This is a genomic window from Corynebacterium sp. HMSC11D10 (genome assembly GCF_001806995.1).
GTDB classification, from domain to species: domain Bacteria; phylum Actinomycetota; class Actinomycetes; order Mycobacteriales; family Mycobacteriaceae; genus Corynebacterium; species Corynebacterium coyleae.
Genome location: NZ_KV787055.1, coordinates 1 through 24,507, shown reverse-complemented (window position 1 = coordinate 24,507; position 24,507 = coordinate 1). Strand labels below are relative to the sequence as shown.

The window sequence follows — 24,507 nt, the reverse complement described above, 5'->3', positions numbered from 1 at the left end:
CGGAATACCCCTACCAACTACGCGCACTCAGCAGTGCTCTACGAGCACTACGCACGTGTTGGCCGTCATGAAAAAGCCAGGGCAACCCTTGATACCGTGCGCAAACGGGACATAGGTTTGGCCGAGCTTCCGGAGGATGGGCAGGCGCTTTCTCAAACGTCGCAGGTGTTGACCCAGTACTGCACCGCGCTCGTGTCAGAGTATGACAGTCCCGATGCGACGGTACCGCGCTTTGCCCATACGGTTGTGCTTGCAGCACCACTGATCCTTCGTGGGGTTCCTGATTCTCTCCGCCAGGAGTTTGCTTCCGCCGTGCACGATTCTTGTGTCACCCTGCTGCAAACTGACAGCGGTACACCCGAGCAGCGCAGCATGTGGGAAGCGATGAAGGAAATCGCAGAGCAGATGTAGTCATCGCGGTACTTCCCGGTGTTCCTCAGTGCGCGCATGCTTGAGTTGCGCGGCTGGCTAAAACAAAGCAAACGCAAAAACGGGCTCAGCATCACGCTGAGCCCGTTTCTTGTTATTCAACCAGGATTAGTGGTCGACCGGAGCCTCCACACCAACACCGGTGAGGGAACGAACCTCCATCTCGGCCTGGAGTTCATCGAAGTTGTCCGGCTTGCCCAGGAAGGTGCCGATAAGGCCACCCAGGAAGCCGAGCGGGATGGACACGAGGCCCGGGCTGGTCAGCGGGAAGATGGACCAGTCGGCGTCCGGGAACATCGCGGTCGGGCTGCCAGAGACCGCCGGCGACAGGGCGATCAGCACCAGCGCGGAGATCAGGCCGGTGTAGATCGACGCAACCGCGCCGGTGGTGTTGAAGCGCTTCCAGTACAGGGAGTACAGGATGGTCGGCAGGTTTGCGGATGCCGCGATCGCGAACGCGAGGGACACCAGGAAGGCCACGTTCTGCTGCATCGCCAGGATGCCCAGGACGATGGAGACGATGCCAAGCACCACCACGGTGATGCGGGAGACGCGGACCTGCTCATCCTCGGTGGCCTGGCCGTCTCGAAGCACCGCGTTGTACACGTCGTGCGCGATGGATGCGGAGGCGGTAATCGCCAGGCCTGCCACCACGGCAAGCACCGTTGCGAAGGCGACCGCGGAGATCAGCGCCATGAAGATGGAGCCACCGAGCTCGAATGCGAGCAGCGGTGCCGCGGCGTTCGCGCCACCAGGTGCGGCAAGGATGCGGTCCGGGCCGACGAATGCTGCAGCAGCGTAGCCGAGCACCAGGGTCAGCAGGTAGAACGAACCGATGAGAACGATTGCCCAGGTCACGGACTTGCGGGCTTCCTTGGCCGTCGGCACCGTGTAGAAGCGCATGAGCACGTGCGGCAGACCCGCGGTACCAAGCACCAGGGAAAGACCCAGCGACAGGAAGTCGAGCTTCGAGGTGGTGGTCGCACCGTACTTCAGGCCCGGCTTGAGGAGATCCTCGGCCTGGTAGCCCTTCTCCGCGATGTACTGGGACGCGGCGTGGGTGTCGATCGCCTGGTTGAGCACCGCATTCATGCCACCCTTGGCCATGATGAAGGCGAGGATCGACATGATCAGCACGCCGGCGATGAGCAACACGGCCTTGATCATCTGCACGTAGGTGGTGCCCTTCATGCCGCCGATGAGGACGTAGGCGATCATGATCACGCCGACGATGGCAACACAGATTGCCTGTGCGGCGAAGGAGTGCAGGTCCAGCAGCACGGACACCAGCGAGCCGGCGCCGGCCATCTGTGCGATGAGGTAGAACAGCGACACGAACAGGGTGCCGAAAGCTGCGGCCACACGCACCGGCTTCTGGCGGAGGCGGAACGACAGCACGTCCGCCATGGTGAAGCGGCCGACGTTTCGCAGCGGCTCGGCGACCAGCAGCAGGGCGACCAGCCATGCGACGAAGAAGCCGATGGAGTAAAGGAAGCCGTCGTAACCGCTCAGCGCGATGGAGCCGACGATGCCCAGGAAGGACGCGGCGGACAGGTAGTCGCCGGCGATGGCGAGGCCGTTCTGGGTGCCGCTGAAGGATGCGCCGCCGGTGTAGAAGTCGGCGGATTCGCTGGTGGTTTTGCCAGCGCGGGTCACAATGAAGAGGGTGACCACGATGAACGCGCCGAAGATGGCGATGTTCAGCAGAGGGTTGCCGGTGGCGGTGCTTTCAGCCGCTGTGGCGTTGATGTACGTCTGCATGGCTTAGCCCTCCATTTCCTGGCGAATGTGCGCTGCACGGGGTTCGATGTTCTTGTTTGCCCACTTCACGTAGACCCAGGTGATCAGGAATGTGGTCAAGAACTGTGCAAGTCCGAGCCACAGTCCAAGGTTGAGGCCTAGGAAGGGCCGCGCCATGACATCGGGCGCGAAGGTAGCAAAGACGACATAGAAGACGTACCAGAGGAACGCCGCAATCATCACCGGGAAGGTGAAGCCACGGAATGTTCCACGCAGATCTTGGAATTCGGGGCTCTGTTGCATTGCCACAAACTCGTCTGGCGTGGGCTCGCGGCGCTGCGGGACAGCGGGGGAACCTGTCATTGCCTCGATCCTTTCTTGTTCACGGGATTGGGTCTTGCCTTGCCGACAATTCGCGATTCTCGACTCAACAATGTGGAGTGTAACGTATCACACACTCACGGAAACTTGTTTAACTCCTCTCACCCCTACCCCTACCCCCGAAAAGTCACGCTTTTCGTTGCGACGAGAAAAGCCCGCCCGGCCGCTTCCACGGCCGAACGGGCTCAAATCCACTCCCAGGAAAACCTTTATCCCGGGAACGTCAGCGGATCCCCTGACATACGCTCCCCTTGCACCGCATCGAGGGTGGCAACATCTTCGTCGGTGAGCTTCACATTTACCGCGCCAAGATTTTCGACAAGGCGCTGCGGGTTCTTCGTCTTCGGCACCACGGAGCAACCAAGCTTCATCAGATACGCCAGGCACACCTGCGCGGGCGTCGCCTCGTGGGCCTGCGCGACCGCCTGGATCGCGGGGTCGTCGAAGTTGGAGCCGCGAGCAATCGGCGCCCACGCCTCGGTGAGAATGTTGTGCTCCTCGTGGTAGGCACGCAGCTCTGGCTGCGTGAAGCCGGCGTGCAACTCCACCTGGTTGAGCACGGGCGTGATACCGGTGGCGTTAATGATGTCGTCGAGAACCTCTGGGTAGAAGTTGGCGACACCAACCGACTGGAGCCGACCCATGCCCTGCAGTTCGGCGAGCTGCTCGAAGGCCTTCACATACGTGCCGTTCTGCGGCCAGGGCCAGTGCACGAGGTAGAGGTCGATGAACTCCAGGCCGAGGCGCTCGAGAGACTCGTTGTACGCCTCAAGCGCGCGCTCCTGGTCGTCGTTCCACAGCTTGGTGGTGATGAACAGTTCCTCGCGCGTGACATCCCCCGCCTTGATCGCATCGTTGACGGCCTTACCTACCTCCACCTCGTTGCCGTAGAGCGACGCGGTGTCGATGTGGCGGTAGCCCAATTCGATAGCGGTGCGCACGGTCCGCTCCACGTCCTCGCCCTGGAGCTTGTAGGTGCCCAGGCCAAGCAGCGGGAGATCGTAGCCGTCGTTGAGCGTAGTTACCGGGATTCGCATGCGCTTTCCCCTAACGGGCGTCGAGCAGGTCGATAATGAAGATCAGGGTGCGGCCAGACAGCGGATGGCCGCCACCTGCCGGGCCGTATGCCTTCTCCGGCGGGATGGTGAGCTGACGGCGGCCGCCAACCTTCATGCCCGGGATGCCTTCCTGCCAGCCTGCGATGAGGCCCGCGAGCGGGAACTCGGCTGCTTCTCCGCGGTCCCAGGAAGAGTCGAACTCTTCGCCGGTTTCGTAATCGACACCCAAGTAGTGGACTTTGACGAAGCCGCCAGCCACCGCTTCTTCGCCCTCGCCGACGGTGATGTCCTGGATAACCAGATCAGCTGGTGCCGGCCCCTCGGGGGCTTCAATGAATGGCTTTTCCATTTCCATGAGTGAGAATCTCCTTGAGGTTTGTGCGGTCGGCATTAAAAAACCGCCGGGAACTTCCCCCGCGAATTATAGGGGACGTGTTCCTCGGCGGTTGAAACGTTTGGTTAGCGCTGGTCGCGCGGGACGAAGTCGCGCTTCTGGTAACCGGTGTAGATCTGACGCGGGCGGTTGATCTTGGTGTTCATTTCAAGCTGCTCGCGGTACTGTGCGATCCAGCCCGGCAGGCGGCCGATGGCGAACAGGACGGTGAAGAAGTCCGTCGGGAAGCCCATGGCGCGGTAGATCAGGCCGGTGTAGAAGTCGACGTTCGGGTAGAGCTTGCGCTGGATGAAGTACTCGTCGTTCAGCGCGATCTCCTCGAGCTTCATCGCCAGGTCGAGCAGTTCGTCGCCACCCAGGTGCTCGAGCACCTCGTGTGCGGTGTCCTTGACGATAGCCGCGCGCGGGTCGTAGTTCTTGTACACGCGGTGGCCGAAGCCCATGAGGCGGACGCCCTTTTCCTTGTTCTTCACGCGGTTCATGAAGTCGGTTGCGTCGCCACCGTGGTTGTTCTTGATGTCCTCGAGCATCTCGAGCACGGCCTGGTTTGCGCCGCCGTGCAGCGGGCCGGCCAGGGCGTTGATGCCGCCTGCGATGGAGACGAACATGTTCGCCTGTGCCGAGGCGATCATGCGCACCGTGGAGGTGGAACAGTTCTGCTCGTGGTCGGCGTGCAGGATGAGGAGCTTGTCCAGGGCCTTCGTCAGGACCGGGTCGACGTGGTAGTCCTCGGTCGGGTAGCCGAACATCATGCGCATGAAGTTCTCGCGCGGGTTCAGGGAGTTGTCCGGGTACATGTACGGCTTACCGCGGGATGCGCGGTAGGCGTATGCAGCCAGCATCGGCACCTTGGCCATGAGGCGCACGGTTGCCTTGTCCAGCTGCTCTTCGTCGAGCGGGTTGAGCTGGTCCTGGTAGTAGGCGGAGAGAATGTTGACCGAGGAGGCAAGGACGGCCATCGGGTGCGCGTTGCGCGGGAAGATGTTGAACGCGGCCTTGAAGTCTTCGTCGAGCAGCGTGTGGTGGCGCAGGTCGGAGTTGAAGTTGTCCAGCTCGTCGGTGGTCGGCAGCTCGCCGTTGATCAGCAGGTAGGACACCTCGTTGAAGGTGGCGTTTTCTGCCAGGTCTGCGATGTCGTAGCCGCGGTAGCGCAGGATGCCCTCTGCACCGTCGATGTAGGTGATCTTGGACTCGGTGGAGCCGGTGGAGACGTAGCCCGGGTCGAAGGTGACCAGGCCAGTTTCACCGAGGAGGTTCCCCAGCACGACACCGTCATTGCCTTCGGTGGCGCGCATGATGTCCATTTCATACTCGCCGCCCGGGTAGTGGAGTACGGCCTTGTCCTTGTTCTCAGTAGCCACTGGTTTCCCTTTCCTACGTTGGGTGTTGCTCTCGTTTTTCGGGCAACCTTTTTACGTAACGCACTCTAGCAAATATTGTGATGCGTCCGACAATGCTGCGATTGTCCTGGATGTACCACATATTTTTATGGCGTCATTGGTCGTATTGGGATGGTATCGCTTTGCGCCGTCGGGTGTCTTGGGGCTGGTTGCCTGATGTGGGCACGTGCGTCCGATAGGCTTAGTTTTCGTATTGCCAGGCGGAAGGAGTCCTATGCGCGAGCTTGTTTTCTTGGAAGACGAGTCGACGGAGACGTTTTTTGTGCTCCGCGACGAGGAGGGTGTGCGCTATCAGCTTGCCCGTGAGGAGCTTGCGCCGTTGCTTATCGACGACTCCCCCGCCCCGGAAGAACCAGCCACCGATACCGAGGCGACTGAGGAAGAGCAGCCTGCGCAACCGGTGGCACCCGCCCCGGAGCCGCGCCCACTGCCGGAGCCGGATCCGCTCTACGCCACCCCGTTGTCGATGCGTCCGAACGAGATCCAGGCACGCATCCGCGCCGGCGCGACCGCCGCGGAGTTGGCAGAAGAGATGGGTGTGGCCGAAAGCCGCCTCGAGTCCTATGCCCACCCGGTGTTGCTTGAGCGCGCCCAGGTTGCGGAGGCTGCGAAGCAGTCCCACCCGGTGCGCGAGGACGGCCCGGCGAAGCAGACGTTGTTGGAGATCCTGGCTACCTCCTTTGCTGCCCGTGGTCACTCGATTTCGGATGCGGAGTGGGATGCCACCCGCGAGCAGGGCGACACCTGGGTTGTGCGCGTTACCTGGCAGGCGGGCCTGACGGAGAATGAGGCCTTGTGGTCGTTTAAGCGCTCCATGGGCGCCGCGGCCCAGACTGAGGCGCGCAACGCTATGGCTGCGGATCTGACCGATCCGGATTTCGCCCAGCCGGTGCGCTCGCTGTCTGCGGTGCGTTCCTTGCACGGCGAGCAGGATGAGGCTGCGCCGGCCGCGCCCGTCGAGATCCTTCAGGATGTACCCGCCGAGGAGGGCGAGGTGCTCGAGGGTGATTTCCTGCGCCACCCGGATGAGGAGGAGCAGCCGCAGAAGCGTCGTCGCAAGTCGGTGACGCCCCACTGGGAGGACGTGCTGCTCGGCGTACGGACCAACACGAAGCGTCCGAAGCGGTAAGCCATGAGTTTCAACGCCGTTGTCACGTTGTGGTTTGTCAACACTGCTGAACCTGCGGAGGTATTGCGCCGCGAGCCGAAGGCCGACCGCGGGTTTGGCCGAAAGCTGCTGGCTCAGGTGAATCCGGCGTGGCCAATCACGCCGATTGGGTCGTTTCCGTTGAACCGCTCGTCGGTGCCTGGCCGCGACGAGTTTTATATTGCGGGCTTCCCGGGGATTTCGGTGGTGCGCATGCGTGTGGACGTCACCGAGTTGTCCTCCCCTACCCAATGGCACACCGCGCTTCCGGCGGCGGACGTGTTCGTTATCGCGCTGGGTACGGATAGCGACTTTGGCGGCTTCGCCCACTTCAATGGCGAGAAGGTGTCGCGCAGTTTCTGCGCCACCCGCACCAGTGTTATCGAAGACATCGGCCTGCCTGAGCCGTTTGAGGCCCCCTACTGGGCGGGCGAGAAGGCGGAACAAGCAGGCGGGATTGCGCTGCCGTTTGAGCCGAAGGACCTTGCGCTTGCCGCCGAGGAAGCCTGGCTGGGTGCGGAGATCGGCCAGAACGGCCCGGACATCAACGTGGTGGGCTACGCCGTGGACGGCCGGCCTGAGCCGAAGATTGAGGAGCCGAAGCCGGCCACCAAGTCGGTCAACGAGGTCGCCGCGAAGTTCGCGGAGCGCGATAAAGTTTACGACGACTACGAGGCCGAGCAAGAGAAACAAGAGGGCGACGAGTTCGCCGAGCTGGCGGACGCGTCCGTCGCCGCCGCGAAGCGTGTCGGTCGGGGTGTACGCCGTCGCGCTGTGGAGTGGGCGGCTGCGCTAAAGGAGCGCATCCGCCACATCGACCGCTAACCCGCTCGCCCCGCTAACCGGGCTAGCCCGGTTAGCGCATGCGCTCGTAGAACGCGATCGCGGCCGAGGTGGCCACGTTCAGCGAATCGGTGCCCGGCGCCATCGGAATCTTGGCGCGCACGTCGGTAGCACGCATGGCGTGCGGGGTCAGCCCCGGGCCTTCCCCACCAACAAGGAAGGCAACTTTGTCGTGGCCCTGGATGGCTTCTTTAAGTTCGACGGCGTCGTCAGCGGGGGTCAGTGAAATGAGCCACCAGCCGTCGTCGTGAAGTTCGGCGAGCGAGCGCTGCCACGTCGTCGGGGTGCCCTCCAGGTGTGCGAACGGGGTGCGCAGCACGTGCCCCATGGACACGCGCACGCTGCGGCGGTAGAGCGGGTCAGCGGTCGCAGCCCCGAAAAGCACGCCGTCGACCCCCATGCCGGCGGCGTTGCGGAAGATGGACCCGATGTTTTCGTGGTCGCCAACCCCTTCCAGGATGACCAAGGTGCGCGCCCCGTCGAGCACCTCGGAAACGGTGAGCGGCTCCGGCTTATCGGCGGAGACCAACAGGCCGCGGTGCATGTCGTATCCGGCGACCTCCCCCATGATCTGGCGGGTGATCTCGTACACCGGGATGCCGCGGCGCGACAACTCCTCGCCGTAGTCGGCCATGAACGACTCAAGCCGTCCCCCGAAGCCGAACACGGCGCGCACCGGAAAGCGCGACTCGACCAGCCGGCCAGCCACCAGCGGCCCCTCGGCGAAGACAAGGTTTTTCTCCTTGTCGGAGTGCTTCAGGTCGCGGATGTCGTCGAGACGGGGGTCGAGGGGGTCGTCGATACGCAATTGCATTTAGCCGAGTGCTGCCATGATCGGGCCCTGCGCGAAGTACACGACGAACAGGGCGGAGATGAGCCACATGATCCAGTGGATGTCCTTCGCCTTGCCGGCGAACAGGGACAGCAGCGCAAACGAGATGAAGCCGACGCCGATGCCGTTGGCGATGGAGTAGGTCAGCGGCATGGTGACGATGGTCAAGAATGCCGGCAGCGCGACCGAGAAGTCGTTCCACTTGATCTGGCCGACCTGCATCATCATGAGTGCACCGACGACAACGAGTACCGGTGCGGCGGCCTCGATGGGCACGACCTCGTAGAGCGGGGTGAAGAACATTGCGAGCAGGAACAGCACACCGGTGACCACGTTGGCTAGGCCGGTACGAGCGCCGTCGGCGATACCTGCCGAGGAGTCCACGAACACCGTGTTCGACGACGCCGACGCGCCACCACCCACGACTGCGCCGAAGCCTTCGACGACAAGGGCACGCTTCATGTCGGGCAGGACGCCGTCCTCAGCAGCGAGGCCAGCCTGACGGCCAAGGGCGGTCATGGTGCCCATGGCGTCGAAGAAGTTGGCCAGCACCAGGGTAAACACGAGCAGCGACGCGGAAATGACGCCGATGTTGATGAACGCACCAAACAGGTCGATGTTGCCCACGATGGACAGGTCCGGGATGCCGCCGAAGGAATCCGGCAGCTCCGGCACGGCCAAGCTCCACCCCTGCGGGTTGTCTGCGGAAGAACCGGAACCCGTGATTGCCTCCACAATCATGGCGACGATGGTGGTCAAAATGATGCCGATGAACAGGCCGCCGCGCACGTTGCGCACAACCATGAAGCCACAGATGAACAGGCCGACGATGAAGACGAAGGTCGGCCAGGACGCGATCGAACCGCCGGTGCCCAGCTGGACCGGGACGGTGGTCATGGCGGCGTCCGGGATGCGGCGGACAAAGCCGGCATCTACAAGGCCGATGGTGGCGATGAACATGCCGATACCGACACTCATAGCCACCTTCATCGAATCCGGAATAGCGTTAAACACGGCGGTGCGGAAACCGGAGATGGCCAGCAGCACGATAATGATGCCGTCGATAACCACCAGGCCCATCGCTTCCGCCCAGGTCAGCCCCTGCTGGCCCACCATCGTCACGGCGACGAGCGTGTTAATACCCAAGCCGGCGGCGATGCCGAAGGGGTACTTGGCAACCAGGCCGAACAAGATACACATCACGCCAGCAGCCAAAGCGGTGGCGGCCGCTACCTGCGGGATGCCCAGCACGGTGCCCTCGCGGTCGGGGCTGGTGCCGATGATCAGCGGGTTGAGTAGCACGATGTATGCCATCGCGAAGAAGGTCACTACCCCGGCACGCACTTCGGTGCCCACCGTGGATCCGCGCTCTGTGATGTGGAAGAAGGCGTCCAGCCCGCCGCGCGGCTGCGGCTGGTCCTTATTCATTTTTGCTCCCGTGGTCGTACTCACGGGGGCTTAGCTTTTCACTCTCCCTGGGCAACCGCAACTATTTTGCTGCCCCAGTGATTGGAATTACTTAGGAGTTGTCTACTTCCGTGTCCGAGTGTGCGCCGCAACCGTAGGAAGACGCAACGACATGGCCGTCGGCGGAGTACTCGTTGGTACAAGCACCGAAGTGCTCCCCCACCGGTTCCGTCATGGGGATATAGAAGGCGCAGGTGCGGCACGACAGGGCTGCCTTTTCGGCAAACTCGCTGTTTGGCCCGTAGTCGCCGGTGCGCCAGCGGTACTTCGCGTCCTCCAGGCCTTGTTTGGTCAGGTAGTGCTTGGTTTCGCGGCCCGGGAAGGTAATGGCGTCGCGGGCAAAGGAATCGTCGGTGACGCGTTCGTCGTCAGGCAGGAGCTCCAGCACATCGCCTGGGCCCAGGTCGCCGGGGCGTAGCCGCTCGGAGTACGGCACCCAGTCGGGCGCTTCGAGCGCACCTTGGGAGGGTACGAGCGCGACCTCGTTGACGGTGACCACGTTGGAGCCGTCCGCGCAGGCGATGACGGCGTTCCATTCCCACCCGGCGTATCCGGGCACGTCGGCTTCGAAGCGGTGCGTGGCAACATTGCGGGTCAGCCCGGTAACACCGATGTGTTCGCCGATGTCGCCGTCTGCGATTTCTTCAAGCGCCTCGAGCGCAATAGCTATTGCATCGTTGCCAAGCAACGGGTTGCGGGAGCGAGTGCGTTTTCTGGATCGTGACACGCTTACCCATTATGCGCGATGTAGTGCAGGATGTAACCCATGGGTCATCGTGAAGCTTTGTCCGCTCTGTCTGTTATCGCTGCGCTTTCGGGCGGTTTGCTTGCTGGCTGCGCGCCGGAGTCGTCCACCCCAAGCGTCGAGCACCTTCGCGCCGAGGTGATCGAGCGCCTCCCGTTCGACCAGACCAGTTTCACGCAGGGCCTCGAGGTCACCGCCGACGGCAACCTCTACGTTGGCACTGGTCAGGAGGGCGAATCGCGCCTGTACACCCGCACTATCGCGGGCGAGGAGCTCGCGTCGGTGGATTTGGATCCGCAGTTTTTCGGCGAGGGCATTACGCGTATCGACGACACCCTGTGGCAGTTGACGTGGCTCGACGGGACAGCGATTCGTCGCAACGCAGAAACGCTCGAGGAGATCGGCCGCGCCTCCTATCAGGGCGAAGGCTGGGGGCTGTGCTCACGTACGGAAGCGAACGAGGTGATCTTCTCCGACGGCACCGAAGAGCTGCGCCGCATGGATCCGGAAACGCTCGAGGAGCGCGAACGCTTCGCCGTCACGCTTGATGGCGAGCCGGTGGCGGGCCTCAACGAGTTGGAGTGCGTCGGTAACGATGTCTACGCCAACGTGTTCACCACCACCGACATCGTGCGCATTGACGCGGAAACGGGCGAGGTCACCGCACGTATCGACGCCTCCGCCCTGCCTAATAACGCCACCGACGACCCGAACCACGTCCTCAACGGCATCGCCCACATCCCGGGCACTGACGAGTTCTTCCTTGCCGGCAAGCGCTGGCCGGACATGTACCGGGTGCGCTTTACCCAGGCTGACTAGTTAGGATTTCTCGCCATGGCACAACGTTCAGGCAGCAAGCAGTGGAAAACCATCGTGGTCGCCCTCGTGGGCGTCCTGGCACTCGTCGGCGTGGTCTACGCCGTCATGGAGTACCAGCGCACCCGCCCCACCACTCCGGTCGATGAACTGACGGTGTCGGTGGCTGCTAACGGTGAGCGCGAGGACATCGGCGTGTACACCGTGTGTGAGTTGGACGAGGAGTGTGCCGGCGGCGACGCCCCCACCATGCAGCGCGGCGAGGGTGATGTGGTGGTTACGGTTCCTGACGAGATTGCGTCGAATAGCTGGCGCCTGCTGCTCATTTACGACGACCCGGAGGCCAACTCCGAGCGCGTCTTCACCTCCGGCGAGGCAACCGAGGAGACCGTGCCGGCTACGACCGAGTCGGGCGCGAAGCTCGTCGTTGCCGAGGTAACCACCCTGGACATTAAAAAGGGCGATGACGGGGAGGAAACCCCTGTCATCGCCACATGGTCCGTGGGCTTTAACTAATTACGCATCCAGCTCGCGCGCCACGGCCCGCAGGATCTCCGCCACCTGGCGGCCTTCCTTGCGGTCCGGGTAGCGGCCGTTGGTCAAAGCAGGCTGGACCTGGGTCTCGATGAGCGTCATCACGTCCGCGAGCATGCTTCCCAGCTCCTCCGGCTTACGGCGGTGCACTGGGCGGCGCTTCGGGGTATCCAGCACCTTCACGCGCAGCGCCTGCGGGCCGCGACGGCCTGCGGCGAAGTCGAACTCGATGCGCTGGCCTGCGACCAGCTCCTCAACTCCCTCAGGCAGCACGGACTTACCGATGAAGACATCCTCGTCTCCCGGGTTGGATGCGAAGCCGAACCCTTTTTCGGCGTCGTACCATTTCACCTTTCCGACAGGCATGGCGCTCTCCTTCCGTAACGCATCACTTATGCAGTATCACTCGTGCAGATGTACCGCCAGTAAGTAAAACAAAATCAAAACCTTACTATTTCCGCCCGAAAATCAAGCAGTTCACGATAGTGTGACCCAGAACACATATTTTGCATGTCGCGCCTTCGAGCTGGGGAAATGTGAGGCTTTTTCGAGTATTGCGCCCCAAAACGACACCGTTACGTGACACAATCGTTATACAACGTTAGGCTGTCCCGAGAAATTGGCGGTCAACGATGAGAGGAAACGAAACAATGGGACGCCACTCTAAGAAGACCACCTCCATGGGCAAGAAGGCTCTGGCAGGTTCTGCAGCAGCAGCTGCACTGGCTGGCATTGTTGCCCCGCAGGCAACCGCAGCACCGGATTCCGACTGGGACAAGCTTGCACAGTGCGAGTCCGGCGGCAACTGGGCTATCAACACCGGCAACGGCTACTACGGTGGCCTGCAGTTCTCCTACGGCACCTGGCTGGCATACGGTGGCGGCGAGTTCGCCCCGACCGCTAACCTGGCAACCCGCGAGCAGCAGATCGCTGTCGCCGAGCGCACCCTGGCAAGTCAGGGTTGGGGCGCATGGCCGGCTTGCTCCGCTCGCTACGGCCTGAACTCCGCACCGACCAACCGCGACGCGCAGGTATCCAAGCCGGCCCCGCAGCCAGCACCGGCACCGGCACAGCAGGCCGCTCCGGCTCAGCCGGCAGCACAGGCCCAGGCTCCGGCCGCACAGTCCCCGCAGGTCGATGCCCTTTACGCACAGGTGCGTAACGCTATCCAGGCATTCGGCTTCCAGGTTCCGGCCTCCGTGCAGTCCAACTACGTTGCTAACCGCAACGACTACAGCGCGTTCTACGCTGCAAACCAGCCGCTGATCGACGCTGCCCTCTCCGGCGACTTCGCAGCTGTGGCAAACCTGGTCGGCGCTAACTTTGCCAACCAGGTCAACAACACCGTTGCTTCCGTGCAGCAGTCCTTCCAGGCTCGCTAAGCAATAGCGCACAGCAATCGTCCGCCCCGTTCAGGTTGTGAACGGGGCGTTTTGCTTTACGGCACAACAAAAACCGGCACGGTCAGGCACCGTGCCGGTTTTTTAAGTTCCGCTGGTTTAGCGGTTGATGCGCGTCGTCGGGTGGACGTAGCCCGTCTCTTCTGCCGGCATCGGCAGGATCAGGTCGTCGCCGAACGGGCTGGAAGCACCGGTTAACGTCGAGGTGATCTCGGTGACCGGGTGCAGGTTACCTGGGGTATTAGCGGGCCATGCGGGGTTTGCGCGCCCAATCTTCTTCACATCTTTAGCCATGCCCCTCATTCTTTCACGCCGGAGACAAAAACGCACGTAAACTCACCCCCGCAATGTCTACGTTCCCTAAATTCTTGAGTTCGCTCGATGACGACGCGCTGCACGCCCTCATCGAGGCACGCCCGGATGCCTTCTTCCCCGCCCCGCCGTCGGTGGGCTCACTCGCAACCAGGCTCGGCCTTCCCGGGTCGGCATCGCGCGCGTTGCGTCTCCTCAACGCCGCGGATCTGGCGGTGCTCGAGCAGCTCGCGGATGCCGGAGCGGAGCTTGAGCCTGTGAACGCCACCGGCTTCGGCTCCACTCACCACCTGCGCGAGTTGGCGCTCGTATTCGGTCCGGATGAGGCGTTGCGTATCGCCCCCGGCACGCTGACTGCCCTGCCTCCCGGTTGGCGCGTGACCGATACGCTGCCACCCGGCGCGACCGAGGCGCTGGCGTCACTGCCTGCGCGTGAGCGCAAGGTGTTGGACACCCTTGCGGCGTCCGGCGGGGTGGGCACAACCGCGGCGGCTGCACCCGATGCGGACCCGGATGCGCCGGTGGCCAAGTTGCTCGCGCTTGGCATGCTTGTGCGCGTCAACGAGACCACGGTGCGCCTGCCCCGCCCGGTGCGCGACGCGATGCGTGGCGCAACGCCGCGCGTGTTCCCGCTTGCACCACCCGCCGTACCAGAGATCGATCAGGCCACTATCGACGAAACCGCAACCGCCCAGGGCCTCGACGCGGTGCGCCAGATGCGCCAACTGGTCATGACGCTGATGGATACCCCGGTGGTACTGAACAAAGACGGCACTGTCGGCGTGCGCGCGGCGGCAAACCTGGAGAAGGCACTTGGGTTCGACCCGAGCTTGCTTGTCACCGTCGGCGAGTCCGCGGGTCTTGTCGGCCGCGGCAACGTCGACGATGAGGATGTGCTCGCCGCCACTCGCGACGCCCTGACCTGGCTTGACGCGACACTGTCCGATCAGTGGGCGATCGTGCTCGCCGGCTGGGTGGCCTCCCCGTGGCGCGTGGATACAGGGGCGAAGTTGCTTAGCGACGACGCCCACGCCCCCGCGCTTCGCCACGCCCGCCTCACCATGCTGCGCCACGCGGGCGACATGGACAGGATGCTCTTCCACGCCCCGCTGGAATCGTCGGGGTTCTCCGACAACCTCATCGCCGCGGTTGTCCGGGAAGCCGAGTTCGTCGGCGCGCTGGCCAACCAAGCGCAGTCGACCCCGACGCTAGCCCTGATCAACGGCGAGGACGTCGCTGCAGCAACCGCCACGCTCGTGCCCGCCTCGGTGGACACGTTGATCGCCCAGGCCGACATGACGGTGCTGGCCCCGGGCCCGCTCGAGCCCGCAATGGCCGGGTTCATCGAGCGCATCGCGGACCTGGAGTCGCCTGGTCTTGCCAGCGTGTGGCGCATCTCGGAAGCCTCGGTGCGCCGCGGCCTGGACAGTGGACTGACCGCCCCGGAGATCCACTCCTGGCTGGCAGACCACGTGCTTGGCGAGGTCCCCCAGGCCATCACCTTCATCATCGACGACACCGCGCGTACCCACGGCGCCATCCGCGCCGGCGAAGCGCTCTCCTACATCCGCTCAGAGGACCCGGCCCTCATCGCTACCGCAGCAGAGAAGTTAGGCCTGCGGGTCCTCGCCCCCACCGTCGCCATCTCGCACCTGCCGCTGGCAAAGCTCATGACGGCGCTGCGCACCGCAGGACTACAGCCCACCGCCGAGGACGACCAGGGGGTTTCCGTCAACATGGCGCCTGAGCCCGCCCTGGTTCCGCCAACGCCATCGACGCTTCCGAAGTCGCGGAGGGTGGCGCCGGATCAGGTGCGTGCGATCGTCGCAAAGCTGCGCTCTGCAGAAACGACCGATACCGGCAGCGGGAATGCGTTTGAAACGCTGCGCGCGGCGGCGCGGGCGCGCAGGCATGTCACGGTGGGCTACGTGGATAAGCAGGGGCGCGGCAAGACGATCACCGTCCTGCCGCTGAGTGTCACTGCGGGGCAGGTGGACGCGCTCGACGAGGCCAAGGACCGGGTCGTGCGCATCGCCCTGCCGCGGGTGACAAAAGTGGTGCTGGCCTAGCGGCTGGCGCGCTCCAGGATTTCCAGGATGTGCTCGTAGTCCGTGCCGGTCGCGGCCGTCAGGCCCAACTCGCAGGTGCGGTTCGACGACGCGTGGCACGCCGAGCCGAACTCTCTCGCCTGGGCGGCCTCGCGCTTGGTTGCGGCGTGCGTGAGCTCGGGGTGCAGCATGCCGCGGTCACCCGCGTAGCCGCAGCAGTTCCACTCGGCCGGAACGTTCACTTCCTCTGCAGCGGCGGCCGCAACGTGCTTCAGCGTATCGACGATACCCAGGTGGGTCGCCGAACACGTCGGGTGCAGCGTCACCGATGGCACCTTGTGGTTGACCGTGAGGCGATCGAGCACGTGCTCGTCGACAAACTCGATGGCGTCGATGACCGTGATGCCGATGTTTTCGGCCATGTCGCGGAAGCCGTGCGTGCAGCTCGACGCGTCCACCACGACCGGCAGGAGCCCGCCGTCGGTGGCGGCGATGAGCTGGTCGTTGACGCGACGCTGCATGATGTCGTGGCCGGTGCTCATGCCCTTCGAGGTCCACGGGGTGCCGCAGCACATGCCGTCGATGCCCTCCGGAACGGTCAGGGCGAGCCCGGCGCGCTCGACGAGTTTCGCGAACGCCTCCGAGGCACCGACGCCCTCGCCCTGCGGGCCGAACATGGAGTTCACGCACGCCGGGACGAACACGCCAACAGGCTCCGCGCCCGGCGCGCCGACCTGCGTGCCAAACGCCTTGGAGCGCTTCACGCCACCCTTGGACAGTTCGGGGCGGTACTGCGGGACGGTGTCGTCCCCCACGAGCGCGCGGGCGACATCGGTGACCTTCTGCACCAGGCTCGTCGGCATGACGTACGCGCCGGTTAGCGCTGCAGAAGCCAGGGTGTTGCCCGGACCCCACGCCTTCGCGGCGGCTGCCCAACCAGCGGACTTCACAGCACCGGCCTGGCCGCGGCGCAGTGACTTGATGAACTTGCCGGTGTCAATACCCACCGGGCACGCGGTGACACACATGGAGTCCACCGCACAGGTGTCGATGCCGTCGTACTGGTAGGCCTCGTCGATGTGCTTAACCAGCTCCATGTCGCCTTCCTGCAGCGCCTTCGCACGCGCGCGGCGCACGACGATGCGCTGGCGCGGGGTCATGGTCAGGTCGCGCGAGGGGCACACAGGTTCGCAGTAGCCGCACTCCACACAGGGGTCGATTTCGTCTTCCACCTGCGGGTTGAGCTTGAAGTTCTTCATGTGCTCGCGCTCGTCGTCAGTGATGATCACGCCCGGGTTCATCACCCCGCGCGGGTCGGCGGCGCGCTTGAGCGCCGCCATCACGTCGTAGAGTTCCTCGCCGTACTGGCGGCGCACGTACGGCGCCATGACGCGGCCGGTGCCGTGCTCAGCCTTGAGGTTGCCGCCGGCACCGAGCACGAGGTCCACCATGTCCTCGTTGAAGCCGTCGTAGCGCGTGAGGTTCTCGTCGCCCTCGAAGCGGTCGGTGATCAAAAAGTGGATGTTGCCGTCCTTGGCGTGGCCGAAGATGACGGCGTCGTCGTACCGGTAGGCGTCGAAAAGCTGCTGCAACCCGCCGCAAGTGTCGGCGAGGTCCTCGACGGGCACCGCGATGTCCTCGAGCAACGCGGTCGTGCCGGACGGGCGAGCCTCCGCGACCTGGGCGTAGAGGCCCTTGCGGAACGCCCACGCCTTGGCGGCCTCGATGGGGTCGGTGCTGAACTGCGCCGGGGTCTGCAGGTCGAACTCGCGCAGGAGTTTGGAGCCAGCCTGCTCGTATTCGCGCAGCTGCTCGGCCTCGTTGGCGTGGTATTCGATGAGCAGCGCCGCCTGGCCGCCAAGTTCGAAGCCGGTGATCTGCTCCGGCACCGAATCGAAGGTGCGGCCGACCTTGATGGAGCGCGAGTCCATCAACTCCAGCGTCGCCGCCTTCGACTCAAACAGGACCGGCAGGGAGCGCGTCGCGGCGTCCAGTGTCGGGTAGACCGCGATGGTGGTTGTCTTCAGTTTCGGCACCTCGATAGTGCGCAGGACGGCCTCCGCGATGAACGCGAGCGTGCCTTCGGATGCGACCAGCAGGTGCATGAAGATGTCCAGCGGCGAGTCGTAATCCAAAAACGAATTCAGGCTGTAGCCCATCGTGTTCTTGAGCGCGAAGTGGCGCTCGATGATGTCTACGGATTCCTTGTTGTCGCGCACACGTCGCTTGAGCTGCTCGATCGTGTCCACAAGCTCCGGCTCCTGGCGGGCGAACTGCGCCTCCGCATCCGGGTGGGCGGTGTCGATCACCGTGCCGGACGGTAGGACGAAGGTGACGGACTCGATGGTGTTGTAGGTGTTGAACTCCGTGCCGCACGCCATGCCGGAGGAGTTGTTGGCAATCACGCCACCCATCGTCGCGGCGCCCTCGGACGCCGGGTCCGGGCCGATCTTGCGGCCGAACGCGGCCAGGTGCGCGTTGACCTGGCGCACCGTGGAGCCGGGCTGGACACGCACGCGCTTGCCACCGTCAAGCACCTCCACGCCGCGGAAGTGCTTGCGCACGTCCACCAGCATGCCCGCGCCGCCTGCCTGGCCGGACAGGGAGGTACCGCCGCCGCGAAGCACCACTGGGGCGCCGGAGGATGCCGACGCGCGGAACGCCGCCGCTACGTCGTTCGCGTTGCGCGCTTCCACCACCACATCGGGGGTGTAGAGGAAGTGGGATGCGTCGTGGGCGTACTTGATGCGGTCGATCGGGCGCGTGGACAGCGCCTCGTCGGCGCCGAGTTCGTGGGCCAGATGCGCCGCTGGGGATGAGATGGTTGCAGTCATGAGTTCATGGTAAACCCGCCCTGAGCGATGTCGAATCCTTTGCTAGTTTTTGTCGGGTGACTACGTTTCAGATTCAGGACCTTCACAAACGCTTCGGCGACGTCCAGGCCCTCGACGGAATGGACTTCACCGTCCGCGACGGCGAGATGTACGGCTTCGTCGGTTCCAACGGCGCCGGTAAATCGACCACGATGCGCATCGCGTTGGGCGTGCTCAGCGCCGATTCTGGCGAGGTGCTCCTCGATGGGAGCCCGCTTGACGACGACTCCCGTCGCCGCATCGGCTACATGCCCGAAGAGCGCGGCCTCTACGGCAAGGAAAAGATCCTCGATCAGTTGATCTTCCTGGCCAAACTTCACGGTGTGGACGGCGCGGCCGCAAAGCAGCGCGGCACCGAACTGCTCGAGGAGTTGGGCCTCGGCGAGCGGCTTAACGACAAGCTTGACGACCTCTCCCTGGGCAACCAGCAGCGCGTGCAGTTGGCCGCCAGCCTGATCCATGACCCGGAGGTGCTCATCCTCGACGAGCCGTTCTCCGGCCTGGACCCCGTCGCCGTGGACGTGATGAGCACGATGCTCACCGACCGCGCCCGCGCCGGCGTGCCGGTGATCTTCTCCTCCCACCAGCTCGATTTGGTACAGCGGCTTTGTGATCGCATCGGCATCGTCACCCGCGGCCGCATGGTCGCCGAAGGCACCGTCGATGAGCTGCGCTCGGGTGGCCCGGTGCGCTTCCGCGTCGGCACGCAAGCGCGCGGCTGGATTCCCGCAACCGCCACGCTTATTAGCGACACCCCAACCCACGTCATCGTCGAAACCACTTCCGCCGACAACGACCAGGACATCCTCCGCGCCGCCATGGCCGCAGGCCCCGTCCACGAGTTCACCCGCGTCGTGCCGGATCTGGCCGAGCTGTTCAAGGAGGTTGTGAAGTAATGAAGACCTACTCCCCCATGCACACCATCACCACCACCGCGAAGCGCGAGGTGCAGATTCTGCTGCTGAAGAAGGGCGTCATTGTCACGCTCGTGATCATGTTGCTGGTCATGTTCGGCATGATCGGCTTCGGCACCTGGATGAAAAACAAGGACGACGCCGAAGCGGAAGCCGGCGGCCCGGCCATCGCCGCCGTGGGCATCGCAGAGCAGCTTCTCGACGACGCCGGCTACGACGCCCAAACCGCCACCGACCGCACCGAAGCCGAACAGTTGGTCCGCGACGGCGACGTGGAGGCCGCCCTGATTGTCGAGGGCGACAACTGGGAGGTCCTTGCCGACGGCTCCCCCTCCACCAGCATCCTCACCGGCCTCGACGCCCTCTCCCAACAGCAGGCGCGCGCCGAAACCCTAAGCAACCTGGGCATTAGTCCCGCCGACTACGAGGCTGCCTCCCCGCAGATCAACGTTGTGCCGGTGGACATCAACGACACCGAAGGCGACAACACCGCAGAGCAGTTGACCCGCCTGCTGACCACCTTCTTCGCGCTGATCATCGTCATGTTCACCGTGATCACTTTTGCCGCCCAGGTGGGCAGCCGCGTCACCGAGGAGAAGTCGTCGCGTGTCGTCGAGCTCATCTTGGCCTCCGTTCGCCCGCTGGACTTCCTCGCCGGCAAACTGCTGGGCACCGTCATCTTCGGATTTCTCGCCACCGCAGTGTTGCTCGCCGTCGGCGGCATCGGCCTGAAGGTCTCGGGTCTTATCGACGACGTCGAAATCGACTGGTCCGCCCTCCCCATCCTGCTTATCGCCTGGCTGCTGTCCATGCTGTTCTTCGGCGGCCTCTACGCCGCCGCCGGCGCGATGGTGCAGCGCACCGAGGACCTGCAGTCCACCCAGATGCCGATCCTGCTCCTGCTGATGGCGTGCGTGTACATCTCGTCGTTTGGTTGGTCCAACACCGACTCAACCTTCATGCAGGTCGTGAGCTGGATCCCGCCGTTTTCGATCTTCAGCGCGCCCTTGACCTACGCAGCTGGCGACTTCACCGCCGTCCAGCTCGCGGGATCCTTCGCACTCGCTGCGGTCACCACCGTGCTCGTCGTGTGGGGTGCCGCCCGCATTTACAAGCGCACGATCCTCAACAACGGCAGCGTGACCAAGTGGTCACAGGTGCTTCGGAGGGGTTAGGACCTTTCGCACATTTTGGCGGTGAGCTGTCGAAAACGGAGATTCTACGAAGGTACAAAAATGGCACAAGAGCATTGCCGTCCCAATTAGGACAATTTAAACTGTGACCCAGGTAACTGTACGGCTTCGAGGATCGGGGCGGAATGTGAAGAAAACTAGTATTTTAAGTTTGGTCTTTGCCCTAGCTTCCATTCTCATTCTCGTGACGGACTCTGCCCCTAAGCTTGTCCCGCTCGCGTTGGCTTCCCTTGCACTCATTGTGTTTGCGCTGGGCTCTGAGATAACGAAGGATCTCCGCTAGTTTGAAATCTGCCTAAACTGCATTTCTAGTTACGCGGTCGGACAGAGTCTGGCGCAACACATGGGAACAGTCCTTACCGTTCCTGCAGTCCCCGCTGGCCTTCCTTGCCTGCAAACCGTTGGGTACCGTCAACTCCATCTCCCTCGCCGCCACCACCCAGCTCGCGGGATCCTTCGCACTCGCTGCGGTCACCACCGTGCTCGTCGTGTGGGGTGCCGCCCGCATTTACAAGCGCACGATCCTCAACAACGGCAGCGTGACCAAGTGGTCACAGGTGCTGCGGAGGGGTTAGGACCTTTCGCGCATTTTGGCGATGAACACATCGGGGTCGAAGTCGTGGACAACCTCGCTCAACTCCCCTTTTTCCAGAGCATCGTTGAGTGCCTTAAACTTCTGCTCTCGCTCCTCCACTAGCCGCAGGCCTTCGCGCAGGACTTCGCTGGCGGAGGCGTAGCGGCCGTCTTCGAGCAGTTGGGCGATAAATTTGTCGTAGCGTTCGCCGAGGACAACGGATGTGTTTTTCGCAGCCATGCCCGTAGAATACCAACGCCTACGAACAGGAGGAGTAGATCGCATGGCTCTCGGCGACGGCCCGCTCATCGTCCAGTCGGACAAGACTGTGCTGCTCGAGGTCGCACACCCGGACGCACCCAAGGCCCGTGCTGCGCTCGCCCCGTTTGCGGAGCTCGAGCGCGCACCTGAGCATATCCACACCTACCGCATCACCCCGCTCGCGTTGTGGAACGCGCGCGCTGCCGGCTTCGACGCAGAGCAGGCCGTTGACGTGCTCGAACGGTTCTCCCGCTTCCCCGTCCCGCAGCCGCTGCTCGTGGATGTTGCGGAGACCATGGCGCGCTACGGCCGCCTCAAGCTGGTCAAGCACCCCGCGCACGGGCTCATCCTCGAAGTCGACGACCCGGCGATCCTCACCGAGGTCACCCGCTCAAAGAAGATCGTTCCGCTGGTCGCATCACGTATCGACGACACCACCATCCCCGTCCATCCCTCCGCCCGCGGCCAAATCAAACAGGAACTGACCAAACTCGGCTGGCCTGTGGAGGACCTCGCCGGCTACGTCGACGGCGAGTCCCACCCGATCGCGCTCAACCACGACGGTTGGAAGTTGCGCGACTACCAGCAGTACGCCGCCGAGTCCTTCTGGGAGGGCGGCTCCGGCGTCGTCGTGTTGCCGTGCGGCGCAGGCAAAACCATTGTGGGTGCGGCCTCGATGGCGCAGGCGCAGACCACCACACTGATCCTGGTCACCAACACCGTCGCGGGCCGCCAGTGGCGCGACGAACTGCTGCGCCGCACCACGCTCACGCCCGAGGAGATCGGCGAATACTCCGGGGAGAAGAAGGAGATCCGCCCGGTCACCATCGCCACCTACCAGGTGGTCACCCGCAAAACCAAGGGCGAATACCGCGCGCTCGAACTTTTCGATTCCCGCGACTGGGGCCTCATCATCTACGACGAAGTCCACCTCCTGCCCGCGCCCGTCTTCCGCATGGCCGCCGACCTCCAGTCCCGTCGTCGCCTGGGGCTGACCGCCACCCTGGTGCGCGAGGACGGTCGCGAGGACGACGTGTTCTCCCTCATCGGCCCCAAGCGTTACGACGCCCCCTGGAAAGAACTCGAAATGGCCGGCTACATCGCTACCGCCGAATGCGTCGAAGTGCGCACCACACTTAGCGACAACGAACGCCTCACCTACGCCACCGCCGAAACCCGCGAACGCTACCGGTTGGCGGCGTGTTCGAAGGCGAAGCTTGGGGTCGTCGATAAGCTGCTTGCAAAACATGAGGGCCAGCAGACCTTGATCATCGGCGCCTACGTCGACCAACTCGAGGAGATCGCCGCGCGCATCGACGCCCCACTTGTCGACGGCAAAACCACCACCAAGAAACGCGAACAAGCCTTCCAGGCTTTCCGCGACGGTAAAATCTCCACCCTTGTGGTGTCCAAGGTGGCGAACTTCTCCATCGACCTGCCCGAAGCCGCCGTGGCCATCCAGGTTTCCGGCACCTTCGGGTCCCGCCAAGAGGAAGCCCAACGCCTGGGCCGGCTGCTGCGCCCGAAGGCAGACGGTGCCGAGGCCGTGTTCTACACCGTGGTCGCCCGCGACACCCTCGACGCCGAATACGCCATCCACCGCCAGCGCTTCCTCGCCGAGCAGGGCTACGCGTATCGACTCGTCGACGCCTCCGACCTCTAAACTCTTCCCCATGAAGGTTTTCAAGTTCGACGTCGACGAAGAGTACGCAAAGCAACACAACGAAATGATCCGCGACACCCGCAGCCTCGTCGCTTCGGGCGTCGCCCTCTTTGTAATCTCCCTGCTCGGCGCCGCAGCCGTCTGGTTCTTCGTCGACCCCGAATCCCCCTGGCACACCCTGGGCACGTTCGGCCTCGCCCTTTTCGGCCTCATGATGCTCGTCGTGGGCTTGCTCATCCCCCGCAGCGTGGGCAAGACGCAAGAACTTTACGACGCCAACCCACTGGCCCCCGCCATCATCACCGAACGCATCGGCACCACCATCACCCTGACCGCCCTGGTGAACCTCAACGTCGAACCCTCCCTGCCACCACGCTGGGGCATCACCTCCCGCGTCTACCACCCGATCCCCAACACTTCGGACAAGGTGGGAACCAAGGTCCCCGTCGCCGCCGTGGGCGCCCAACGCTCCACACAGAACAAGAAGATGTGGCAGATGATCACCCCGATGCCGATCGCCTGGGGCACCCCCGACGTGGCCGTCATCGACGAGGCCCGCAACGCCGTCCCCGGCGACCAGTGGTCCAAACTCGAGCGCGCCCGCAAGAAGAAGGACCTCCTCGAGCAGTCCAAGAACACCGTCGTGGAGTTGTAGTTCTCTGTTTGTTTTTTGAGGTTGTTGGGGCTGTTGGGAGCGCTTGGCTGTTCGGGGCTGTTCGGCCCCTGCCGCCCCGCGCCGGCCGTTTCGTCCGCTCTGCGCCACGCCGGCAGCCCCCATTGGCCTTGCCGACAACCCTGCCCCGCACGCCAATGCAAAACCCCACATCACACCATTCGCCAACCTGGGCGGAGTGTAAAATCCTGCAGCCAGTTGAGCTTCATTTTGCATTCACAGAAGTGCGCAGGTGGCTTTAGTGGGGGCTTCGGTGGTGTGAAGGCGATGACTCCGCGTTACGGACAGTTGGACCTCCCCCCTGCCCTCTCCCGATGCCCATGCATTGGCTTGGTGGGGATCGATCCCCTTCTCACTCCGCATTGCGGACAATTTGGTGAACCCCAATGACTATGCAGCGATATAGTTGAGACAAGTCAGCGTCCACTATGCAGTCGCATAGTCAGGCCCGCACAGTTTCTAACTCCGCATTGCGGACAAGTTGGTGAAACCCCAACGACTTTGCAGCGACATAGCATATCGAATCCCGTTTCCGTCTCCGCATTCCAGACAAATGGCTCCAGCCAACAACTATGCAGCGGCATAGTGGTGCCCGTGGCGTTATGGACTCTGCGTTGCGGACTAGTGGGCGCCCACCATCTATTTCGGCATGGGTGGTGGGCTACTTTTGGCGGAGCGCTTTGGGCTACTTTTCGAAGAGCGCAACCAAGCACCGTGGGAACCGACTCCGCATTGCGGACAAGTGGGTGGGCACCAACTATGCGGCGGCATAGTGATGCCCGTGGCGTCTCCCAATCTGCATTGCGGAAT

Annotated in this window: 24 protein-coding genes; 12 read left to right on the top strand and 12 right to left on the bottom strand. The window is 63.6% G+C overall.

Translation table 11 applies throughout. The features are described from left to right. On the top strand, nt 1–411 hold a 411-nt coding region (locus HMPREF3120_RS07150; protein ID WP_210384503.1), incomplete at its 5' end, for a hypothetical protein. 126 nt (nt 412–537) lie between these two features. Here HMPREF3120_RS07150 and HMPREF3120_RS07145 read toward each other — a convergent pair. From HMPREF3120_RS07145 to HMPREF3120_RS07125, 5 genes are all read right to left on the bottom strand, one after another. Beyond that, nucleotides 538–2,190 carry a solute symporter family protein gene (locus HMPREF3120_RS07145; protein WP_070421456.1) on the bottom strand — a complete coding sequence of 551 codons (1,653 nt, stop codon included), beginning with the start codon at nt 2,188–2,190 and terminating at the stop codon, nt 538–540. A gap of 3 nt (nt 2,191–2,193) precedes the next feature. Further along, entirely contained in the window at nt 2,194–2,532 is a 339-nt protein-coding gene (locus tag HMPREF3120_RS07140; protein ID WP_070421457.1) for a DUF485 domain-containing protein, read from the bottom strand. 227 nt (nt 2,533–2,759) lie between these two features. Then, nucleotides 2,760–3,587 carry an aldo/keto reductase gene (locus HMPREF3120_RS07135; protein WP_070451702.1) on the bottom strand — a complete coding sequence of 276 codons (828 nt, stop codon included), beginning with the start codon at nt 3,585–3,587 and terminating at the stop codon, nt 2,760–2,762. A gap of 10 nt (nt 3,588–3,597) precedes the next feature. Beyond that, the gene (locus HMPREF3120_RS07130) at nt 3,598–3,957 is read right to left on the bottom strand and encodes an FKBP-type peptidyl-prolyl cis-trans isomerase (protein WP_070451706.1); all 360 of its coding nucleotides are present in this window, start codon (nt 3,955–3,957) and stop codon (nt 3,598–3,600) included. Between the two features lie 110 nt (nt 3,958–4,067). Then, nucleotides 4,068–5,363 carry a citrate synthase gene (locus tag HMPREF3120_RS07125; protein ID WP_083279316.1) on the bottom strand — a complete coding sequence of 432 codons (1,296 nt, stop codon included), beginning with the start codon at nt 5,361–5,363 and terminating at the stop codon, nt 4,068–4,070. Nucleotides 5,364–5,616: 253 nt separating this feature from the next. Between HMPREF3120_RS07125 and sepH the strand changes: the two genes are divergently transcribed. Further along, nucleotides 5,617–6,531: a septation protein SepH gene (gene sepH / locus HMPREF3120_RS07120; RefSeq protein ID WP_070451700.1), complete on the top strand. Its 915-nt coding sequence runs from the start codon at nt 5,617–5,619 to the stop codon at nt 6,529–6,531. 3 nt (nt 6,532–6,534) lie between these two features. After that, a complete protein-coding gene (locus tag HMPREF3120_RS07115; RefSeq protein WP_070451698.1) occupies nt 6,535–7,374 on the top strand; it encodes a DUF6928 family protein in 840 nt (279 codons plus the stop codon). Nucleotides 7,375–7,405: 31 nt separating this feature from the next. On the opposite strand, the gene HMPREF3120_RS07110 is transcribed toward HMPREF3120_RS07115, so the two are convergent. From HMPREF3120_RS07110 to HMPREF3120_RS07100, 3 genes are all read right to left on the bottom strand, one after another. Continuing rightward, nucleotides 7,406–8,206 carry a TrmH family RNA methyltransferase gene (locus HMPREF3120_RS07110; RefSeq protein WP_070451696.1) on the bottom strand — a complete coding sequence of 267 codons (801 nt, stop codon included), beginning with the start codon at nt 8,204–8,206 and terminating at the stop codon, nt 7,406–7,408. Further along, a complete protein-coding gene (locus tag HMPREF3120_RS07105; RefSeq protein ID WP_070451694.1) occupies nt 8,207–9,652 on the bottom strand; it encodes an NCS2 family permease in 1,446 nt (481 codons plus the stop codon). Nucleotides 9,653–9,743: 91 nt separating this feature from the next. Then, a complete protein-coding gene (locus tag HMPREF3120_RS07100; RefSeq protein ID WP_083284824.1) occupies nt 9,744–10,418 on the bottom strand; it encodes a DUF3027 domain-containing protein in 675 nt (224 codons plus the stop codon). A gap of 39 nt (nt 10,419–10,457) precedes the next feature. On the opposite strand from HMPREF3120_RS07100, the gene HMPREF3120_RS07095 reads away from it, so the two are divergent. Both HMPREF3120_RS07095 and HMPREF3120_RS07090 read left to right on the top strand, forming a co-directional pair. Further along, the gene (locus tag HMPREF3120_RS07095; protein ID WP_070451690.1) at nt 10,458–11,255 is read left to right on the top strand and encodes a glutaminyl-peptide cyclotransferase; all 798 of its coding nucleotides are present in this window, start codon (nt 10,458–10,460) and stop codon (nt 11,253–11,255) included. Between the two features lie 15 nt (nt 11,256–11,270). Beyond that, a complete protein-coding gene (locus HMPREF3120_RS07090) occupies nt 11,271–11,768 on the top strand; it encodes a DUF2771 family protein (protein ID WP_070421465.1) in 498 nt (165 codons plus the stop codon). Here the strand turns inward: HMPREF3120_RS07090 and HMPREF3120_RS07085 are convergent, their stop codons facing one another. Next, the gene (locus HMPREF3120_RS07085) at nt 11,769–12,152 is read right to left on the bottom strand and encodes a cold-shock protein (RefSeq protein ID WP_070421466.1); all 384 of its coding nucleotides are present in this window, start codon (nt 12,150–12,152) and stop codon (nt 11,769–11,771) included. It lies immediately after the preceding gene. Between the two features lie 284 nt (nt 12,153–12,436). Between HMPREF3120_RS07085 and HMPREF3120_RS07080 the strand changes: the two genes are divergently transcribed. Beyond that, on the top strand, nt 12,437–13,168 hold the full coding sequence (locus tag HMPREF3120_RS07080) for a resuscitation-promoting factor Rpf1 domain-containing protein (protein ID WP_070451689.1): 732 nt from the start codon (nt 12,437–12,439) through the stop codon (nt 13,166–13,168). Between the two features lie 117 nt (nt 13,169–13,285). Here HMPREF3120_RS07080 and HMPREF3120_RS07075 read toward each other — a convergent pair whose 3' ends face one another. After that, on the bottom strand, nt 13,286–13,480 hold the full coding sequence (locus HMPREF3120_RS07075) for a hypothetical protein (protein ID WP_092101852.1): 195 nt from the start codon (nt 13,478–13,480) through the stop codon (nt 13,286–13,288). Between the two features lie 53 nt (nt 13,481–13,533). Between HMPREF3120_RS07075 and HMPREF3120_RS07070 the strand changes: the two genes are divergently transcribed. Then, the gene (locus tag HMPREF3120_RS07070) at nt 13,534–15,567 is read left to right on the top strand and encodes a helicase-associated domain-containing protein (RefSeq protein WP_070451687.1); all 2,034 of its coding nucleotides are present in this window, start codon (nt 13,534–13,536) and stop codon (nt 15,565–15,567) included. On the opposite strand, the gene HMPREF3120_RS07065 is transcribed toward HMPREF3120_RS07070, so the two are convergent. Further along, the gene (locus HMPREF3120_RS07065; protein ID WP_070451685.1) at nt 15,564–18,380 is read right to left on the bottom strand and encodes an FAD-binding and (Fe-S)-binding domain-containing protein; all 2,817 of its coding nucleotides are present in this window, start codon (nt 18,378–18,380) and stop codon (nt 15,564–15,566) included. The two genes, HMPREF3120_RS07070 and HMPREF3120_RS07065, sit on opposite strands and share 4 nt — an antisense overlap. Nucleotides 18,381–18,436: 56 nt before the next feature. On the opposite strand from HMPREF3120_RS07065, the gene HMPREF3120_RS07060 reads away from it, so the two are divergent. The 3 genes from HMPREF3120_RS07060 to HMPREF3120_RS11955 all read left to right on the top strand — a co-directional run bounded on the left by HMPREF3120_RS07060 (nt 18,437) and on the right by HMPREF3120_RS11955 (nt 21,101). Further along, nucleotides 18,437–19,315 (top strand): ABC transporter ATP-binding protein, encoded by an 879-nt coding sequence (locus HMPREF3120_RS07060; RefSeq protein ID WP_070451683.1) that lies wholly within the window; start codon nt 18,437–18,439, stop codon nt 19,313–19,315. Continuing rightward, a complete protein-coding gene (locus HMPREF3120_RS07055; protein WP_070451681.1) occupies nt 19,315–20,508 on the top strand; it encodes an ABC transporter permease in 1,194 nt (397 codons plus the stop codon). The genes HMPREF3120_RS07060 and HMPREF3120_RS07055 overlap by 1 nt, the downstream gene beginning before the upstream one ends. Before the next feature lie 419 nt (nt 20,509–20,927). Further along, nucleotides 20,928–21,101 carry a hypothetical protein gene (locus tag HMPREF3120_RS11955; RefSeq protein ID WP_246815440.1) on the top strand — a complete coding sequence of 58 codons (174 nt, stop codon included), beginning with the start codon at nt 20,928–20,930 and terminating at the stop codon, nt 21,099–21,101. Here the strand turns inward: HMPREF3120_RS11955 and HMPREF3120_RS07050 are convergent. Beyond that, on the bottom strand, nt 21,098–21,340 hold the full coding sequence (locus tag HMPREF3120_RS07050) for a type II toxin-antitoxin system ParD family antitoxin (protein WP_070451679.1): 243 nt from the start codon (nt 21,338–21,340) through the stop codon (nt 21,098–21,100). The genes HMPREF3120_RS11955 and HMPREF3120_RS07050 overlap by 4 nt on opposite strands. A gap of 43 nt (nt 21,341–21,383) precedes the next feature. On the opposite strand from HMPREF3120_RS07050, the gene HMPREF3120_RS07045 reads away from it, so the two are divergent. Further along, nucleotides 21,384–23,024 carry a DNA repair helicase XPB gene (locus HMPREF3120_RS07045; RefSeq protein WP_070451677.1) on the top strand — a complete coding sequence of 547 codons (1,641 nt, stop codon included), beginning with the start codon at nt 21,384–21,386 and terminating at the stop codon, nt 23,022–23,024. 10 nt (nt 23,025–23,034) lie between these two features. Next, nucleotides 23,035–23,679: a DUF3239 domain-containing protein gene (locus tag HMPREF3120_RS07040; protein WP_070451675.1), complete on the top strand. Its 645-nt coding sequence runs from the start codon at nt 23,035–23,037 to the stop codon at nt 23,677–23,679. Nucleotides 23,680–24,507 lie beyond the last annotated feature (828 nt).

What these genes read in the sequence shown, in the direction of transcription:
- HMPREF3120_RS07055 (WP_070451681.1), top strand. Translation starts at nt 19,315, where the DNA reads ATGAAGACCTACTCCCCCATGCACACCATCACCACCACCGCGAAGCGC.
- HMPREF3120_RS07050 (WP_070451679.1), bottom strand. Translation starts at nt 21,340, where the DNA reads ATGGCTGCGAAAAACACATCCGTTGTCCTCGGCGAACGCTACGACAAA.
- HMPREF3120_RS07105 (WP_070451694.1), bottom strand. Translation starts at nt 9,652, where the DNA reads ATGAATAAGGACCAGCCGCAGCCGCGCGGCGGGCTGGACGCCTTCTTC.
- HMPREF3120_RS07115 (WP_070451698.1), top strand. Translation starts at nt 6,535, where the DNA reads ATGAGTTTCAACGCCGTTGTCACGTTGTGGTTTGTCAACACTGCTGAA.
- HMPREF3120_RS07095 (WP_070451690.1), top strand. Translation starts at nt 10,458, where the DNA reads ATGGGTCATCGTGAAGCTTTGTCCGCTCTGTCTGTTATCGCTGCGCTT.
- HMPREF3120_RS07140 (WP_070421457.1), bottom strand. Translation starts at nt 2,532, where the DNA reads ATGACAGGTTCCCCCGCTGTCCCGCAGCGCCGCGAGCCCACGCCAGAC.
- HMPREF3120_RS07110 (WP_070451696.1), bottom strand. Translation starts at nt 8,206, where the DNA reads ATGCAATTGCGTATCGACGACCCCCTCGACCCCCGTCTCGACGACATC.
- HMPREF3120_RS07080 (WP_070451689.1), top strand. Translation starts at nt 12,437, where the DNA reads ATGGGACGCCACTCTAAGAAGACCACCTCCATGGGCAAGAAGGCTCTG.
- HMPREF3120_RS07085 (WP_070421466.1), bottom strand. Translation starts at nt 12,152, where the DNA reads ATGCCTGTCGGAAAGGTGAAATGGTACGACGCCGAAAAAGGGTTCGGC.
- HMPREF3120_RS07075 (WP_092101852.1), bottom strand. Translation starts at nt 13,480, where the DNA reads ATGGCTAAAGATGTGAAGAAGATTGGGCGCGCAAACCCCGCATGGCCC.
- HMPREF3120_RS07045 (WP_070451677.1), top strand. Translation starts at nt 21,384, where the DNA reads ATGGCTCTCGGCGACGGCCCGCTCATCGTCCAGTCGGACAAGACTGTG.
- HMPREF3120_RS07070 (WP_070451687.1), top strand. Translation starts at nt 13,534, where the DNA reads ATGTCTACGTTCCCTAAATTCTTGAGTTCGCTCGATGACGACGCGCTG.
- HMPREF3120_RS07040 (WP_070451675.1), top strand. Translation starts at nt 23,035, where the DNA reads ATGAAGGTTTTCAAGTTCGACGTCGACGAAGAGTACGCAAAGCAACAC.
- HMPREF3120_RS07135 (WP_070451702.1), bottom strand. Translation starts at nt 3,587, where the DNA reads ATGCGAATCCCGGTAACTACGCTCAACGACGGCTACGATCTCCCGCTG.
- HMPREF3120_RS07145 (WP_070421456.1), bottom strand. Translation starts at nt 2,190, where the DNA reads ATGCAGACGTACATCAACGCCACAGCGGCTGAAAGCACCGCCACCGGC.
- sepH (WP_070451700.1), top strand. Translation starts at nt 5,617, where the DNA reads ATGCGCGAGCTTGTTTTCTTGGAAGACGAGTCGACGGAGACGTTTTTT.
- HMPREF3120_RS07130 (WP_070451706.1), bottom strand. Translation starts at nt 3,957, where the DNA reads ATGGAAAAGCCATTCATTGAAGCCCCCGAGGGGCCGGCACCAGCTGAT.
- HMPREF3120_RS07065 (WP_070451685.1), bottom strand. Translation starts at nt 18,380, where the DNA reads ATGACTGCAACCATCTCATCCCCAGCGGCGCATCTGGCCCACGAACTC.
- HMPREF3120_RS07090 (WP_070421465.1), top strand. Translation starts at nt 11,271, where the DNA reads ATGGCACAACGTTCAGGCAGCAAGCAGTGGAAAACCATCGTGGTCGCC.